This is a genomic window from Haloplanus vescus (genome assembly GCF_900107665.1).
In the GTDB taxonomy this organism is placed as follows: Archaea; Halobacteriota; Halobacteria; order Halobacteriales; family Haloferacaceae; genus Haloplanus; species Haloplanus vescus.
The window spans coordinates 370,610-385,930 of sequence record NZ_FNQT01000002.1 but is presented as its reverse complement, the minus strand read 5'-3'; the positions used below and the strand labels follow the sequence as shown (position 1 = coordinate 385,930).

Below are 15,321 nucleotides of genomic sequence, written 5' to 3'. Positions count from 1 at the left end.
TCCACTTCGTGTGACGGGCTGTGGCGCGATGCCCTGGGTACGCACAATCATCCCGGCGCGACACATATAACGGTATGTAGACCGGAGTGAAAGTGAAATTCGAGTGTCGAAATCGCCCGATAGCGCCCTATTATCCAGTAGAAACGGAGGTTGTGGAATAACCACGAGAACAGCCGAGTTACCGATAGTCAAGTGACATAATGTGACACACGCTGTTCAACGGCTCGAAGGCTCCCCTCGATTACCTCTCCAGATTATGATATAACGGTAACGGGAGCGAACGGCGATGTACTGCCCACAGACTTATGCGCCCGCTGTGAGTCGTAATCGGACATGTCGCTCTCGCCGCAAGTGGTGCTCCAGCTGGGTGGCCTCCTCGGTGGACCGTTCGGCCAACTGCTCGTCGCCATCGTCGCCATCGGCGTCGTCGTCCTCGTCGGGCGCGTCGTCCTGAAAGTCGCATGGCGACTGGTGACGATTGCCGCCCTCGTCGTCGGCGTCCTCCTGCTAGCGTCCATGTTCCTCGGGTGACCTAGGCCCTCGCGTCCGGCGTCCGGACGCGGTGCAGGAAGTTGTCGATGACGTCGTGACCGGCGGCGGTCAGGACGCTCTCGGGGTGGAACTGCACGCATTCGATGGGGTGCTCCCGGTGGCGGACCCCCATCACCAGGTCCACCTCGTCGTCGTCGGTGACGTGTGTCGTCGTCGCCGTCACCTCGAAACAGTCGGGGACGCTCGTCGCTACGAGGGAGTGGTAGCGCCCGGCGCGGAATCCCTGGTCGAGGCCCGCGAACACGCCCTCGCCGTCGTGGTCGACGGGGTAGGCCTTGCCGTGGATGGGTTCCGGCGCGTGGCCCACGCGCCCGCCGTAGGCGTAGACGGCGGCTTCGAGGCCGAGACAGACGCCGAGGGTCGGTACCGTCTGGCTCACCTCTCGGAGGACGGCAGTGGTCACGCCCACGTCCCGGTCGTTCTTCGGGTGCCCCGGCCCGGGACTGATGACGATGGCGTCGGGGTCGACGGCCCGAACCTCGTCGAGCGTCGCGGTGTTTTTCAGCACCTCGACCTTGATTTGCTCGCCCGTCCGCGGGTCGGGGTGGTCCGAAATGTACTCGACGAGGTTGTACGTGAACGAATCGAAGTTGTCGACGACGAGGACCTTCATCGCGTCGCCTCCGGTTCCGTCGCCGTCGTCTCGATGCGTTCGAGGGCGTCAAGGACGCCGCCCATCTTCTGTTCGGTCTCCTCGTACTCGCTCGCGGGGTCGCTGTCGGCGACGATGCCCGCGCCCGCCTGCACCGTGATTCGGTCGGGGTCGCCGTGGTCGACGGTTGCCGTCCGGATGACGATGGCGAACTCTGCGTCCCCGGACCACGAGTAGTAGCCGACGCCGCCGCCGTAGACGCCGCGGGGCGCTCGCTCCAGTCGGTCGATTATCTCCATCGCTCGCACCTTCGGCGCACCGGTGAGCGTCCCCGCGGGGAACGTCGCGCGCGTGGCGTCGAAGGCGTCGAACGGCGGCGTGCGCTCGCCGCCCGCGGTGGGGTCCGACCCCGTCGCGAGACGCCCCGTCACCGTCGATTCGATGTGCTGGACGTGGGAGTATTTGAGCACGTTCATGAACTCCTCGACCCGGACCGACCCGGGGTCGGAGACGCGGCGCACGTCGTTGCGCGCCAGGTCGACTAGCATCGTGTGCTCGGCGCGTTCCTTGCCGTCCGCGAGCATCTCGCCCGCGAGGCGGCGGTCCTCGACGGGACTCGTCCCGCGCGGGCAGGTGCCCGCGATGGGGTTCGAGACGACGCGGGTCCCCTGCACCGACACCAGCGTCTCGGGGCTGGCGCCCACGATGGAGCGGTCGCCGTGCCGGAGGTGGTACATGTACGGCGAGGGGTTGACCGAGCGCAGCGACTCGTAGAGGCCGAGCGAGTCGATGTCGCCGGCGAGCTCGCGCGTGCGCGAGATGACGCCCTGGTAGATGTCGCCGTCAAGAACGTGCTCTTTCGCCGTCCGCACGGCGTCCTCGTAGGCCTCGCGCGGGCCGGCCTCCTCGCCCGTCCGGACGAAGCCACCCGTCTCGGGCGGGGCGGCGTCGGCCAGCGTTCGCTCGATGTCGCGGGCCTCGGCGACCAAGTCGTCGTACACGTCTCCGGGGTCGGCGTCCGGTCCGACGACGGGCGTGAACACGAGTTGGATGGCGTCCTCGGCGTGGTCGAACGTGAGCGTCCGCGTCGTGAGGACGAACTCCGCGTCGGGGACGACCGGGTCGGGGCGGTCGACGCCCACCTCGTCCAACCAGAGGTCGTACACCGCGTCGTAGGCGAGGAAGCCGACCAAACCGCCGTCGAGTTGCTGGCGGTCCGCGTCGGGGAAGCCGACGCGTTCGAAGTCGGGCAGGGTCGTCCGGAGAGCGTCGAGGACGTCCGCGTCGTCGGCGTCGTCGAGACCCGCCGATTCAGCGACGAGGTCACCGGTCGGGCCGCCCAACGCGTCGACGGTCACGTCCGTCCCAGTCACCGAGACGACGGCGTCCGGGTCGTAGCCGACGAACGAGTAGCGCGCGTGGCGGTCCGCACCCTCGTCGTCGGCGGTGAACGCGCCCTCGGGGTCGCTCGACGGCGTCTTCTCCGCGCTCTCGAGCAGGAAGCCGTAGTCGCTCCGGTCGTCGAGGGCGGCGTACGCCGACAGCGGCGACGTGTCAGCATCGAGCGTGACGGCGAGACGGGCGACGGCCGGGTCCGTGCGGTCGGCGAGGCAGTCGACGAACGCCTCTCGGTCGCGGTCGGGCGTCACGCCGGTACCTCCACGTCCGCGTTCCGGAGGAACGAGCGGACTGCGTCGTGGTCTTTCTCGCCGCCGGTCTGCTCGACGCCGCTGGACACGTCGACGGCGTAGGGGTCGACCGTCCGCACGGCGTCGGCGACGTTCGCCGGCGTCAGGCCGCCCGCGAGGACGACCGGCGACGAGAGGTCCGCGACGAGGTCACGGGCCGCCTGCCAGTCGTGTGTCTCGCCCGTCCCGCCGGCACCGGACTCCGTCGTCGAGTCGAGGAGGATGGCGTCGGCGACATCGTCGTATCGGCGCGCCTGGTCCGGGTCATCGGCGTCGACGGCGGTGATAACGTCCGCGCGCGCCTCGCGCCGGATGTACCGGATGTCGGTCTCGTCGAAGTCGCCGTGCAGCTGGATGGCGTCGGGGGTGACGGCGCCCGCGAGTTCGACGGCGCGGGACGCCGTCTCGGGCATCGCGACGAGGACTGTCGAGAGAAAGGGCGGCGCGGCGGCCACGAGGTCCGCGGCGCGTTCGGGAGCGACTTCGCGCGGCGTGTCGACGGACACCTCGGTGAGGATACCGACGGCGTCGGCGCCGGCGTCGGCCACCGCCTGCAGGTCCGCCTCCGTCGTCACGCCACAGATTTTCGAGCGGACCATCAGACACCTCGCAGGTCGTCCAGCGTGGCGGCGGCGGCGCCCGAGTCGATGGCTTCGCGTGCCGCCTCGACGCCCGCGGATAGGTCCTCCGCAGCGCCCGCGATGTAGATTGCCGCGCCCGCATTCGCGAGGATGATGTCACGTTTCGGCCCCGTGACCGACCCGGTGACGATGCCCTCCAGGTCCGCGGCGTTTTCCTCGGGGTCGCCGCCGGCGACGGCCTCGATGGGTGCCTGCTCCAGTCCCATGTCCGCCGGCGTCAGCGTGTACTCCGTCACGGTGTCGCCGTCAACTTCCGCGACGGTGGTCGCGTCGTGGAGCGCGATTTCGTCCATGCCGGACCCGTGGACGACCAGCGCCCGTTCGACGTTCATCTTCGCGAGCGCGCGAGCGAGGACGGGGACGAGGTCGGGGTCGTAGACGCCGACGACCTGTGCGTCCGCACCGGCGGGGTTGGTCAGCGGCCCCAAGATGTTGAACACCGTCCGCATCCCGAGTTCCTTCCGCGGGCCGATGACCGCCTTCATCGCCGGGTGGAACACCGGCGCGAGCATGAACCCGATGCCATCGCGTTCGATGGCCGACTCGACGGCCGGCGGTTCCGCTTCGACGTTCACGCCCGCGACGTCGAGAACGTCCGCGCTCCCCGACGAGGAGGAGACGGAGTAGTTGCCGTGCTTGGCGACGGCGACGTCCGCCCCCGCGGCGACGATGGCGCTCGTCGTGGAGACGTTGATGGTGTCGTAGTCGTCGCCGCCGGTCCCGCAGGTGTCGACCAGCGGCGCACGGTCGGGGTCGATGGTCCGCGCCGCATCGCGCATCCCCTGTGCGAAGCCAGCAATCTCCGTCTCCGTCTCACCCTTCGACCGAAGCGCTGCCAGCAACGCCCCAATCTGTGCCTCGGTCGCTTCCTCGAAGACGGCCCGGGCCGCGTCCCGCGCCTCGTCCAGTGTCAGATCCTCGCCCTCGGTCACGCGCTCGATATAGTCCTGCATTAATGAACACCAGTGTATGAGTTCGGTTTGTGATGAACAAATCTATACACTTGCTTAAACCTGTCGTCGCGTTCGGGCGGACGAACGGGGGCGCAAGGCGCGCTGGTTCGTGGCTCATATATCCCCCGAAATCGCCGCGCGGGTCGCGGTTCCGAAAGGTTCAATTACTGGCCGGCGGTACGTAGGAATGCGTTCGAAAGCACGTCACGACCGGGTTGGTGGTCTAGTCTGGTTATGACACCTCCTTGACATGGAGGAGGCCGGCAGTTCAAATCTGCCCCAACCCACTACTTTCTACACTTTAACTACCGAGCGTCGCGGCTTCGACACCCGCTCACTCCTCGTCCCACACCTTCGAAACGTGTGTCACGAACTCGTCCGCCGGGAAGCCGTCCTCGTAATCGAAGGAGACAAAGACGCCTTCGTACCGTTTCGAGGGGAAGAAGAAGGCGATGATGTCGTCGAAAAAGAGCGTCTGGGCGTTGAACTGGGATTCGCCGATGAGCGACTTGAAATCGTCGCCCGTGATGTGGTTCGCCATGACCAGTCGGTACGCCTCGTCGAGGTCATCGTCCGAGTAGCGCCCCTTCACGTCGTCACGGACGAACTCGAGCTCCCAGGTCGTGCTTCTGAGGTCCGCGATAGCGCGAGGGGTATGCCCCTCGAAACTCTGTATCGCGTCGGCGATTTTGGACATGCTACGAACTCGTACACTATGTTGAAAAGTAAACTGGTCTGTGTGGACTAGTCCCTTCGCCGACAACTCATCCAGCCCGCTCTACGCGGACTCGACACCCGTCACCTCGATGCGGGCGCCGCCGTCGTCGCTCTCGGTGGCGGCGACGGACCACTCGTGGGCCTCCGCGATGGCGCGGACGATGCTGAGGCCGAACCCCGTCCCGTCTGCGCTGGTGGAGTAGCCCGAATCGAACACGTGAGCGCGTTCGTCCGGGGGAATGCCCGGGCCGTCGTCGGCGACGTAGAACCCGTCGGGGCAGTCGCCGACGGTGATGGTGAGAGTCGCCGCTCGGTCACCTCCCGTCGGGCCGTGGTCGACGGCGTTGCGAACGAGATTCTCGAGGAGTTGGTGGAGGCGGCTTCGGTCAGCGCGGACCGTCGCCTCGGTGTCGACGGCGAGTGTCGCGTCGCCGGTTTCGACGTGTCGCCAGCTCTCTCGGGCGGCGGCGGCGAGCGAGACCGGTTCGGTGTCGTCGATGTACTTCCCGTCTCGGGCGAGTGAGAGGAGGTCGTCGATGAGTCGCTGACAGCGGTCGAGCGACGCGGCGGCGGTGTCGAGGTGGTCGGGGTCGTCGACCGTCTCGCGCGCCAGTTCGAGACGGCCCTGCGCGACGTTGAGTGGGTTGCGAAGGTCGTGGCTGACGATGTCGGTGAACCGCTCCAAGCGGTCGTTCTTCCGTCGGAGCTCCGCCGCGCGCCGTTTGCGCTCGGTGATGTCGCGCAGGACGCCCACGGTGCCCCGAAACTCTCCGTCGGTGACGACGAGTGCGACGTTGGCTTCACAGGTACAGACGCTCCCCGACGCGGTGGTGACGTCCATCTCGAAGGTGTCCCGGTCGTCGTCGCCGGTGAGGAGAGACGTAATCAGCCGTCGCCCCGTCTCGATGTCCTCGTCGTCCATCAGGAGCGAGACGTGTTCGCCGAGAATCGCGTCCCGGTCGTAGCCGGTCAGCTCGACGAACCGGTCGTTGACGAAGGTGAAGTTGCCGTCGGTGTCGAGCGTGTAGACCGGGTCGCCTGACACCTCGACGATGCGCTCGTAGCGGCGGAACTGCCACTCGCGTCGTTCGCGGTCGGTAACGGTGCGGGCGACGCCGACGGCCCCTTCGATGTCGCCGTCGATGGTCAAGGGCGTGAACCGATATTCGACCAGCGCGTGTCCGTGGTTCGGGAAGTCGTCCTCGAACTCGCCGCAGAGTTCGTCACGCTCGCCGGCGAGCAACTCTCGATACGGGTCGTCTTCGGCGGAATCACGAAGCCGCTGGATGAGCGCGCTGTGCCGACCCTCGAGCGTCTGGGGGTCCAAGTCGTAGAAGGACGCGAGAGACTCGTTGGCCGCCACGAACCGCCCCTCGTGGTCGTAGATGCCGACACACTCGGTCATCGCGTTCAGCATGTGCTCGTAGCGACGACGCTCCCGTTCTCGCTTTCGCTGCTCGGTGATGTCGCGGACGATACAGACGTGACCGCCGTCTTCGAGGGGTGCGAGCGAGAGCTGCTTCAGGTACGTGCTCCCGTCGGGGCGGCGCCCGGTCGCCTCCCCGCTCCACGGCGACTGCGCCGCCAGTTTCGGGAACGCCTCGGCCCGAAGTCGCTCGGCTTCGGCGTCCGTGAGCGTGCGGTCCCAACACTCGCCGACCAAGTCATCGGGGGCGATACCACAGATGTCCGCGTAGGCCTCGTTGAGCGAGACGTATCGGCCCGCCGCGTCGAGAATCGCGATGCCCTCCGTCGCCGTCTGCATCGCCCGCGACCGGCGGTGAACCTCGCGCTCGGCGCGGTACTTTTCGACGTAGTTTGTCACCTTGTTCGCGAGGAGCGTGTACTGCTCGGTGCCGCTCGCTTTCTGGAGGTAGTCGGTCGCACCGGCCGAGAACGCGTCACTCGCGACTGTCTCGCTCCCCTTGCCGGTGTAGAGAATAAAGGGGAGGTCGGCGTCCCGGTCACGGACGGTTTCGAGGAAGTCGATGCCGGTCTGTCCCGGCATGTCGTAGTCGGAGACGATACAGTCGACGTCGCAGTCGTCGAGGCGGGCGAGGCCCTCGTCGACGCTGGTCGCCGTCTCGACGCGGAAGCGGTCGTCCTGTCGTTCGAGAAACGTCGACGCGAGTTGGGCGAACGAGGCGTCGTCGTCGACGTGGAGGAGGACGATTTCGTCGAGGCGTTCGAGCGTGTCCGTCGTTGCCATTCGATTACGTCTCCAGATAGCGTGCTACAGACGCGACGGGCCAGCCGATTCGACTATCGTGCTGCTCGCGACGGTCTGTCGGGGCGTTCGGGCGACGGGACGTGTGCGGTGTCTGCATAGGTGAAGCGTGTGAGTTACCGGGTCATCTGTTGGCCAGCAAATATAGCTCGTGATACGCGATGCGTGTCACCATCGGTCGACCACCTGCTCGCCGCCGGCGACTTCGGGGATGATGACCTCGTCGGCGCCGGCGTGGCGGGCGACGGATTCGTACGTCTCGTCGCCGACGCGGACGACGACGGTCAGGTCCGGTGCGAGCTGGGTCGCGAGGAGGGCGATTTGGATGTTCGCGTTCGAGTCGTCGATGGCGGCGACGAGCGACGACGCACGCTCGACGCCCGCGTCCGCCAGCACGCCCTCGTGTCTGGCGTCGCCCTCGACGCCGAGGAAGCCGTCATCGAGGACGCGTTCGTACTGGGCCGGGTCGCTCTCGACGACGACGACATCGCGGTCACGCGCCCGCGCTCGCTCGGCGACGGTCTGTCCGAACATGCCGTAGCCACAGATAACGACGTGGTCGTCGACCGACGCTCGCTCTCGTTGGTTTTTCACGCGTTTGAGTTCCTCCCGAATCTGTCCGCCGAACGCCGCCGTCAACGCCGTCTCGCCGGTCCAGAGGAGCGCCGCGACGAGCGCCACACGCACGACGATGGCGAACGTCTTGACGCGCTCGACGGGTCCCGACCGGGTCTGGTAGTACAGCGCGATACTCGACGGGTCGAGCAGCCAGAACGCCGCGTCGACGAGACCAACGCCGCCGACGTAGACGAACCCGGCGACACCGGCGACGACGACGCCGACGAGCGCCACCACGGGGCGGGCGACGCGGCGCAGTAGCCACCGGTTCGCGACGATGGGCACGTTCGAACGGGCCACCGTGGCCGCAACGCCGCTGTGGGCCTAAAGCGTAGACCTCCGCGCAAAGATTACCGCGTCGGCGGGGTGATTCTCACCAGTTAGGTCGAAGGAACAACTTTCAAGCCATCGTGCGCTGCACGTACACCCATGGATATTTCCGAGATTGCCATCTCCGACTACACCGAAGTCGACGTTGGCGAGCGCCTGGGGAAGGTCCGTTCGATTTTCGAGCGCGAAAATCCGAAGGGACTCATCGTCACGCGCGACGGCGAATACGCGGGCGTCATCGGCGAGCGTGACCTCGTTCGCTCGCGCATCGAGAACGACACGAAAGCGAGCGTGCTGATGAAGTCTGCGCCGCGGGTCGACCGGACCGAGGACGTCCGCGAAGTGGCGCGCGTGCTCGTCGAGGGCAACACCAAGATTGCGCCCGTCTACGAGGGCGAGAATCTGTGGGGCATCGTCACCGCCGACGCTATCCTCGAAGCGGTGCTCGACAGCCTCGACGCGCTGACCGTCGAGCAGATTCGGACCGCGGACGTCGTCACCGTCAACGAGCAGTCCCACGTCGGACAGGCCATCAACCGCCTTCGCAAGCACGGCATCTCGCGGCTGCCCGTCGTCGACGAGGACGGCTACCTCACCGGCGTGCTCACCACGCACGACATCGTCGACTTCGTCGTCCGCGACGCCGACCGGCAGGGACGCGGTGACCGCCGCGGCGACCTCGACCGGATGCTCGACATCCCGGTGTACGACCTCATGAGCAGCCCCGTGCTGACCGCCACGGGCGACGAAACCGTCGAAGACGCCGTCCGACGGATGCTCGACAACGACATCTCCGGGCTCGTCGTCACCGACGAGGAGGGCGGCGACAGCGTCGCCGGCGTCCTCACCAAGACGGACGTGCTCCGCGCGCTCACCTTCACCGAGGAGGGGCAGATGGACGTCCAGATCACCAACGTGGCGCTGCTCGACACCATCAGCCGCGAGGAAATCGTCGAGGAGATTACCGGGGTGGCGGACAAATACCAGGAGATGCAGGTCCAGCACGCCCACGTTCGCTTCCACGAACACAAGGAGAAACTCCGCGGGACGCCGCTCATCCAGTGTCAGATTCGCCTGCGGACCAACCGCGGCCAGGTCGCCGGCACGGGCGAGGGGTACGGCGCCGACCACGCCTTCCACGTCGCCGCCGACACGCTCGAACGCAACGTCCTCGAAGTGAAGGGCCTCATCGCCGACGAGGAGTACCGCGGCCAGCTGCTCCGGAAGCTCGGCGAACTATAGGTCGTCGCTCGCGGCCAGTCCCTCGCCGGTGATGCGGAACGCCGCCGACTCGCCGGCGGGTTTGGACCGATGTTTCTCTAGCGTCGCTCGACGGTTGCCGCCGCGGAACCGGTCGAGTCTGAGCACCGTCCCCGTCCAGTGGTCGAGCGTGTGGCCGCCGAGGCCCTTCGACCGCTCGCCGTCAGGGTCGGTGAACACCTGATTCGTGACGACCGCCGCGAGGTCGTGTTTGCGAGCGAGCGAGAGCAGATGCGTCACCTGCCGGCCCACGCGCCGGAGCGTCTCGCCCGCGTCGTCGTCGTGGCGTTCGAGTCGGTAGAAGCCCGTCGCGCTGTCGAGGACGATCAGGTCGGCACGCGGGGCGAGGTCCGCGGCGTCCCGGACCGCCTCCTCCTGTTCCTCGAAGTCGTGAGCCTCCGAGACGACGATGCGGGAGGTGAGTTCCTCCACGTCGTCGCCGTCGGCGGTCGCCTCGGCGAGTTGGCGGAAGCGGTCGATAGAGAGTCCCTCGGTGTCGATGAAGACGGCCGTCCCGTCGGCGGCGGCGACCTGGACTGCCGCCGAGAGCACGAGATTCGTCTTGCCGGCGGCCGGCGGGCCGTACACCTGCGTGACGGTGCCGCGCTCGAACCCGCCGCCGAGCAGGTCGTCGAGCGGTGGACAGCCGATGGGGACTGGCTCGGACACACACGCACTGGGTCGCTGTGGGTCATAAACCCTCGACACCGCGGCCGGCACGACACGCTTTACAGCGACGGGACCGAAGCAGTGGCGTGATCGTCGTCGCCACCGCGGATTTCGAACTGTACCACGAGGTCGTCGACCGCCTCCGAGAGCGCGGCGTGACGTTCACCACCGTCGAACCCGGCGACGACCTCCCCGACGGCGCGTCGGTCGTCGTCACCGCCCCCGATGACCCAGTTCCGACGGGCGAGGTCGACCACGTGACCGCGACGGCAGACGAGGCACGCCGCGCCGTCGACGAAGCACTCGCTCACCTGCGCGGGGGCGATGGACGGACGGTCGTCGGCGTCGACCCCGGTCCGCGGCCGGGCATCGCCGTCCTCTCCGGCGAGACGGTCGTCGCCGCGTTCCAGGTGCCACTCGGCGACGCCGTCGAGACGATTCGAGACGAGGTGGCCGACGCGCCCGACCCACTCGTTCGCATCGGCGACGGGGCACGGATTCAGAGCGCCCGCCTCGTCAACGATCTCGAAGACGTGACGGTCGAACTCGTCGACGAGACGGGGACGACGCCCTACCTCGGGAGCGGCGCGCGGGGGATGGACGACGTCCTCGCCGCGGTCAACATCGCCCGACTGTCGGGCGAGCGCGTGACCTCGCGAGAGGTCGACCCCACCGCCGGCGAACTCCAGCGAATCAAGGACCGCTCCCGCCAGGTGTCGGCCGACGACCGGACCATCGACGACGCCCTCGCCCGCCGCGTCGCCACCGGCGACCTGTCAATCGAAGAGGCGCTGACCGAACACCGCGAGCGCTAGGTCTCGGCGGCCGCTTCGGCCCGCCGCAACACGTCGCGCACGGACAGGTCAGTCTCGCCCGCCACCGCGAGGGCGTCGTCGTACTCCCCGCTCACGTCGTAGACGACGCCGTCGGCGTCGGTAGCGACTTTCACATCTACCTCGTGAGTCACGCCGTCGATGTCGAGCGTCACCGTCTCGACGGTTCGGTCCGCGACCCAGCGGTGGCCGGCGCCGCCCTCGCGCACGCCGAGCGTCCCCGTCTCCTCGGCGAGGCGGCGCGCCACGCGTTCGGCGTCTGCGGGGTGGACGACCACCTTCACGAGGTGGCCGGGCCGGGATTTCTTCATCGTCGTCGGGACGACGGACACGTCGCGTGCCCCCACCTCGGCGAGTGTCTCCTGAAGCCCGCCGAGTACCTCCGGCGTCACGTCGTCAACGGCCGTCTCCAGCACGCTGATTTCCTCGCGGCGCAGGCCGCCCTCGCCGTCGCCGACGAGGCCACGGAGCACGTTCGGCCGGTTCGGCACGTCGGCGTCGCCGGCGCCGTACCCGGCGGCGTCGATATCGAGCGTCGGTACGCGCTCGACGCCGTCTGCGAGTTCGGCGAGCAGGGCCGCCCCCGTCGGCGTGAGGAGTTCCCGGTCGACCGGGCCGCCACGGAGCGACCAGTCGGCGCCGGCGGCGATTTCGGCGACGGCGGGTGCCGGGACCGGGTAGGTGCCGTGGCTCATCTCGACGGTGCCGCCGCCGGCCGCGACGGGTGTCGTCACCACTCGCTCGACGTCGAGGTCGGCGAGGAGGAGACAGGCACCCACCACGTCGGCGATGGCGTCGTCGGCACCGACTTCGTGGAAGTGAGTGTCGTCGAGGTCGGTGCCGTGGACCGTCGCCTCCGCCTCGCCGAGTCGCCGGAAGGCACCGAGAGCGTCGGCTTCGACGGCGGCGGGGAGGTCGAGCGATTCCACGATGGCGACGACTTCGGCGTAGGTGCGGTTGGGGCCGTGACCCTCGGCGTGAGTGTGGTCGTGTGAATGAGAGTGGTCGTGGGAGTCGTCGTGGCTGTGGTCGTGTGAATGAGAGTGGTCGTGGGAGTCGTCGTGGCTGTGGTCGTGTGAATGAGAATGGTCGTGCGAGTCGTCGTCGCCCGCCTCACCGTCCAAAATCACGTCGACGGTGGTGGCTTCGATTCCCGCTTTCGTCGTGGACCCGACGGCGTAGCGCACGTCGAGGGCGTCGGCGGCGTCGTCGAGGACGGACGGGTCGGCACCGGCGGCGATAAGCGCCCCACAGAGCATGTCGCCGCTCGCTCCCATGCGGCCGTCGAACGCGAGCGTCTTCATACGCGCTCGTCGCACCCGACGGCCAAACGGCTTGCGACCGGTTCCGGAATCGGTAGGGGTTTGTACGCCCCGTTCGTATGTTATTGTATGACACAGGTAGCGGTGCCGTCCCGGAACTCGGTCGGGGGTAGCAACAAACTTATCCCGCATCACGGCGGAAACCCCACCATCCTCGCGGAATCATCATGAACGAAGTGCAACTCGAAGTGGCGAAGGCGTACCCGAACGACTCGGGACGTGGTATCGCCCGGCTCGACCCCGATACGCTGCTTCACCTGAAGCTGTCGCCAGGTGACATCATCGAAATCGAGGGGGCCGACACGACTGCTGCGAAGGTGTGGCGTGCCGACCGGCAGGACTGGAACACCGACACGGTCCGAATCGACGGGTTCACGCGCCAGAACGCGGACGTGGGCATCGGCGAACGTGTCACCATCCGGAAGGCGGAAGCGACGAAAGCCGACAAACTCGTCCTCGCGCCGCCGGAGGAGGCGAGCGTCCAGTTCGGTTCCGACGCCGCTGGGATGGTGAAACGCCAGATTCTCAAGCGACCGGTCGTCGAGCGCGACATCGTGCCCGTCATGTCGAGCACGAACCACCCGTTCATGCGCTCGCCGGGGCAGGCCATCCCGCTCATCGCCGTCGAGACAGAGCCAGAGGGCGTCTGTCTGGTCACCGAGGACACCGACGTCGAACTCCGTGAGGAGCCGATTTCGGGCTTCGAGAAGACCGGCGGCGGCATCACGTACGAAGACATCGGCGGCCTGCAAAGCGAGATTCAGCGCGTCCGGGAGATGGTCGAACTCCCGATGAAGCACCCGCAGATATTCAAGAAGCTGGGCATCGAGCCCCCGCAGGGTGTTCTCCTCCACGGCCCGCCGGGGACGGGGAAAACCCTGCTTGCCAAGGCCGTCGCCAACGAAACCTCCGCGAGTTTCTTCTCTATCGCCGGCCCGGAGATTATCTCGAAGTACTACGGCGAGTCCGAACAGCAGCTGCGCGAAATCTTCGAGGACGCCAAAGACGAGTCGCCCTCTATCATCTTCATCGACGAACTCGACTCCATTGCGCCCAAGCGCGAGGACGTGACCGGCGAAGTCGAACGCCGAGTCGTCGCCCAACTGCTGACGATGATGGACGGCCTCGAAACGCGAGGACAGGTCATCGTCATCGCGGCGACCAACCGCGTCGACTCCGTCGACCCCGCGCTCCGTCGTCCCGGCCGGTTCGACCGCGAAATCGAAATCGGCGTCCCCGACGAGGAGGGCCGCAAGGAGATTCTCCAGATTCACACCCGGGGCATGCCGCTCTCGGACGACGTGAGTCTCGACCACCTCGCGGACGAAACCCACGGCTTCGTCGGCGCCGACATCGAGAGCCTGACGAAGGAAGCGGCGATGAAAGCGCTCCGGCGCTACCTCCCCGAAATCGACCTTGACGAGGAGGACATTCCGCCGAGTCTCATCGACCGCATGATCGTCAAAGACAACGACTTCGGGGGTGCGCTCAACGAGGTCGAACCCTCCGCCATGCGGGAGGTGTTGGTCGAACTCCCGAAGATTACGTGGGACGACGTGGGCGGGTTGGAAGAACCCAAACAGAACGTCAAGGAGGCCGTCGAGTGGCCGCTCTCCTCGCCACAGAAGTTCGACCGCATGGGCATCGAACCCCCGAAGGGCGTGTTGCTGTACGGCCCGCCGGGGACGGGGAAGACGCTGATGGCGAAGGCGGTGGCCAACGAGACCAACGCCAACTTCATCAGCGTGCGCGGCCCGCAGTTGCTGTCGAAGTGGGTCGGCGAGAGCGAGAAGGCCATTCGGCAGACGTTCCGAAAGGCCCGACAGGTGGCCCCGACAGTCATCTTCTTCGACGAACTCGACTCGCTCGCGCCGTCCCGCGGCAACGAGGCCGGTAACAACGTCTCCGAACGAGTCGTCAACCAACTCCTCACGGAGCTCGACGGGCTAGAGGAGATGGGCGAGGTGATGGTCATCGGCGCGACCAACCGCCCGGACATGATCGACCCCGCGCTCCTGCGCTCGGGTCGGTTCGACCGCCTCGTGTTCATCGGCGAACCCGAACAGGAGGGTCGCGAGCAGATTCTGAAGATTCACACGGAGGACTCGCCGCTCTCCCCCGACGTGAGCCTGCGCGAAATCGCGGAGATAACCGACGGCTACGTCGGCTCCGACCTCGAGAGCATCGCCCGCGAGGCGGGGATGGTCGCCCTCCGCGAGGACGACGACGCCGAGTCCATCGAGATGCGTCACTTCCGGCAGGCGATGGAGAACGTCCGGCCCACCATCACCGAGGACATCATGGACTACTACGACCAGGTCCAAGAGCAGTTCAAGGGCGGTGGCGGCGGCGAGGGTCTCGCCGGTCGCGGCAGCGGCGGCCGCATCGGCTTCCAGTAACCCGCTGAAGTCCCTTTCTCGCGGGGCGTTTGCGTGCTTCGACACACCACCACTCGAACACGGTAGCGTCTCGGTCTGAGCCGCGGGATTCCACCGCAACGGATGATGAGGTGGAGCTTCACGCGGTCACGACGACCCCACCAACGCGTATTAGTGACTCGTCGGCCTACTTTTAGGTGGAAGGGTGGCTCAGTGGTAGAGCGTCTCCGCCGGCCCCGAGTCGGCGGGAAACGGCCGCTCTGCGGCCGGTAAATGGCTTCGCGTGGTTCGAATCCCGCCCCTTCCACTCGCGGACCGCTGTTCTCAAGGATTACGTGGGGAGCGAGCGTCACGAACCTCCGTCCCGTCCCGAACCACGTCCTCACAACGAGGGCAGACTCGGGGTTCGTCGACGCCGTTCGGCGTGAACACCCTAGCGTACGCGGGAGTGACGAACGAGTTACAGTTCTGACACTCTGGCATGAGTCGAATTCACGTCAGATACATCATAAGTATTTGGGCCACCGACGACGATAGCCGA

At 67.0% G+C, this 15,321-nt stretch carries 14 protein-coding genes and 2 tRNA genes; 6 read left to right on the top strand and 10 right to left on the bottom strand.

Annotated features, from left to right (window positions below):
- Positions 1-333: 333 nt before the first annotated feature.
- Positions 334-531 carry a DUF8029 family protein gene (locus tag BLU18_RS09630; protein WP_092634410.1) on the top strand — a complete coding sequence of 66 codons (198 nt, stop codon included), beginning with the start codon at positions 334-336 and terminating at the stop codon, positions 529-531.
- 1 nt (position 532) lies between these two features.
- Here the strand turns inward: BLU18_RS09630 and trpG are convergent, their stop codons facing one another.
- Genes trpG through trpD form a run of 4 tightly spaced genes read right to left on the bottom strand, consistent with a single transcriptional unit; the run spans position 533 to position 4,426 of the window.
- Positions 533-1,165, bottom strand: a complete 633-nt coding sequence (gene trpG / locus BLU18_RS09625) for an anthranilate synthase component II (RefSeq protein ID WP_092634408.1) — start codon at positions 1,163-1,165, stop codon at positions 533-535.
- Positions 1,162-2,793: an anthranilate synthase component I gene (gene trpE, locus BLU18_RS09620; RefSeq protein WP_092634406.1), complete on the bottom strand. Its 1,632-nt coding sequence runs from the start codon at positions 2,791-2,793 to the stop codon at positions 1,162-1,164. Before trpE ends, trpG begins: the two co-directional genes overlap by 4 nt.
- The gene (locus tag BLU18_RS09615) at positions 2,790-3,431 is read right to left on the bottom strand and encodes a phosphoribosylanthranilate isomerase (protein WP_092634404.1); all 642 of its coding nucleotides are present in this window, start codon (positions 3,429-3,431) and stop codon (positions 2,790-2,792) included. The genes trpE and BLU18_RS09615 overlap by 4 nt, the downstream gene beginning before the upstream one ends.
- Positions 3,431-4,426, bottom strand: coding sequence for an anthranilate phosphoribosyltransferase (gene trpD, locus BLU18_RS09610; protein WP_092634402.1), 996 nt, complete (start codon positions 4,424-4,426; stop codon positions 3,431-3,433). Before trpD ends, BLU18_RS09615 begins: the two co-directional genes overlap by 1 nt.
- Positions 4,427-4,638: 212 nt before the next feature.
- On the opposite strand from trpD, the gene BLU18_RS09605 reads away from it, so the two are divergent.
- Positions 4,639-4,713 (top strand) — tRNA-Val (locus BLU18_RS09605).
- Positions 4,714-4,760: 47 nt separating this feature from the next.
- On the opposite strand, the gene BLU18_RS09600 is transcribed toward BLU18_RS09605, so the two are convergent.
- The 3 genes from BLU18_RS09600 to BLU18_RS09590 all read right to left on the bottom strand — a co-directional run bounded on the left by BLU18_RS09600 (position 4,761) and on the right by BLU18_RS09590 (position 8,288).
- Positions 4,761-5,123, bottom strand: coding sequence for a DUF7522 family protein (locus BLU18_RS09600; RefSeq protein WP_092634400.1), 363 nt, complete (start codon positions 5,121-5,123; stop codon positions 4,761-4,763).
- Between the two features lie 81 nt (positions 5,124-5,204).
- Positions 5,205-7,352 carry a PAS domain S-box protein gene (locus tag BLU18_RS09595; RefSeq protein WP_092634398.1) on the bottom strand — a complete coding sequence of 716 codons (2,148 nt, stop codon included), beginning with the start codon at positions 7,350-7,352 and terminating at the stop codon, positions 5,205-5,207.
- 186 nt (positions 7,353-7,538) lie between these two features.
- On the bottom strand, positions 7,539-8,288 hold the full coding sequence (locus BLU18_RS09590) for a potassium channel family protein (protein WP_092634396.1): 750 nt from the start codon (positions 8,286-8,288) through the stop codon (positions 7,539-7,541).
- Between the two features lie 129 nt (positions 8,289-8,417).
- On the opposite strand from BLU18_RS09590, the gene BLU18_RS09585 reads away from it, so the two are divergent.
- Positions 8,418-9,560, top strand: coding sequence for a CBS domain-containing protein (locus BLU18_RS09585; RefSeq protein ID WP_092634394.1), 1,143 nt, complete (start codon positions 8,418-8,420; stop codon positions 9,558-9,560).
- Here the strand turns inward: BLU18_RS09585 and radB are convergent.
- Positions 9,555-10,247 (bottom strand): DNA repair and recombination protein RadB, encoded by a 693-nt coding sequence (gene radB, locus BLU18_RS09580; RefSeq protein WP_092634392.1) that lies wholly within the window; start codon positions 10,245-10,247, stop codon positions 9,555-9,557. The two genes, BLU18_RS09585 and radB, sit on opposite strands and share 6 nt — an antisense overlap.
- A gap of 86 nt (positions 10,248-10,333) precedes the next feature.
- On the opposite strand from radB, the gene BLU18_RS09575 reads away from it, so the two are divergent.
- Positions 10,334-11,062 (top strand): hypothetical protein, encoded by a 729-nt coding sequence (locus BLU18_RS09575; RefSeq protein ID WP_092634389.1) that lies wholly within the window; start codon positions 10,334-10,336, stop codon positions 11,060-11,062.
- Here BLU18_RS09575 and larC read toward each other — a convergent pair.
- Positions 11,059-12,384: a nickel pincer cofactor biosynthesis protein LarC gene (gene larC / locus BLU18_RS09570; protein WP_092634387.1), complete on the bottom strand. Its 1,326-nt coding sequence runs from the start codon at positions 12,382-12,384 to the stop codon at positions 11,059-11,061. The genes BLU18_RS09575 and larC overlap by 4 nt on opposite strands.
- 185 nt (positions 12,385-12,569) lie before the next feature.
- Between larC and BLU18_RS09565 the strand changes: the two genes are divergently transcribed.
- Together BLU18_RS09565 and BLU18_RS09560 are read left to right on the top strand one after the other, a co-directional pair.
- Positions 12,570-14,801 (top strand): CDC48 family AAA ATPase, encoded by a 2,232-nt coding sequence (locus BLU18_RS09565; protein ID WP_092634385.1) that lies wholly within the window; start codon positions 12,570-12,572, stop codon positions 14,799-14,801.
- Between the two features lie 178 nt (positions 14,802-14,979).
- A tRNA-OTHER gene (locus BLU18_RS09560) sits at positions 14,980-15,087 on the top strand.
- A gap of 17 nt (positions 15,088-15,104) precedes the next feature.
- Here BLU18_RS09560 and BLU18_RS15325 read toward each other — a convergent pair.
- Positions 15,105-15,263 carry a DUF7563 family protein gene (locus BLU18_RS15325; protein ID WP_449272128.1) on the bottom strand — a complete coding sequence of 53 codons (159 nt, stop codon included), beginning with the start codon at positions 15,261-15,263 and terminating at the stop codon, positions 15,105-15,107.
- Positions 15,264-15,321 lie beyond the last annotated feature (58 nt).

Coding starts and splice junctions, on each gene's coding strand:
- BLU18_RS09630 (WP_092634410.1), top strand. CDS start 334: ATGTCGCTCTCGCCGCAAGTGGTGCTCCAGCTGGGTGGCCTCCTCGGT.
- trpG (WP_092634408.1), bottom strand. CDS start 1,165: ATGAAGGTCCTCGTCGTCGACAACTTCGATTCGTTCACGTACAACCTC.
- BLU18_RS09615 (WP_092634404.1), bottom strand. CDS start 3,431: ATGGTCCGCTCGAAAATCTGTGGCGTGACGACGGAGGCGGACCTGCAG.
- trpD (WP_092634402.1), bottom strand. CDS start 4,426: ATGCAGGACTATATCGAGCGCGTGACCGAGGGCGAGGATCTGACACTG.
- BLU18_RS09600 (WP_092634400.1), bottom strand. CDS start 5,123: ATGTCCAAAATCGCCGACGCGATACAGAGTTTCGAGGGGCATACCCCT.
- BLU18_RS09595 (WP_092634398.1), bottom strand. CDS start 7,352: ATGGCAACGACGGACACGCTCGAACGCCTCGACGAAATCGTCCTCCTC.
- BLU18_RS09585 (WP_092634394.1), top strand. CDS start 8,418: ATGGATATTTCCGAGATTGCCATCTCCGACTACACCGAAGTCGACGTT.
- larC (WP_092634387.1), bottom strand. CDS start 12,384: ATGAAGACGCTCGCGTTCGACGGCCGCATGGGAGCGAGCGGCGACATG.
- BLU18_RS09565 (WP_092634385.1), top strand. CDS start 12,570: ATGAACGAAGTGCAACTCGAAGTGGCGAAGGCGTACCCGAACGACTCG.
- BLU18_RS15325 (WP_449272128.1), bottom strand. CDS start 15,263: ATGCCAGAGTGTCAGAACTGTAACTCGTTCGTCACTCCCGCGTACGCT.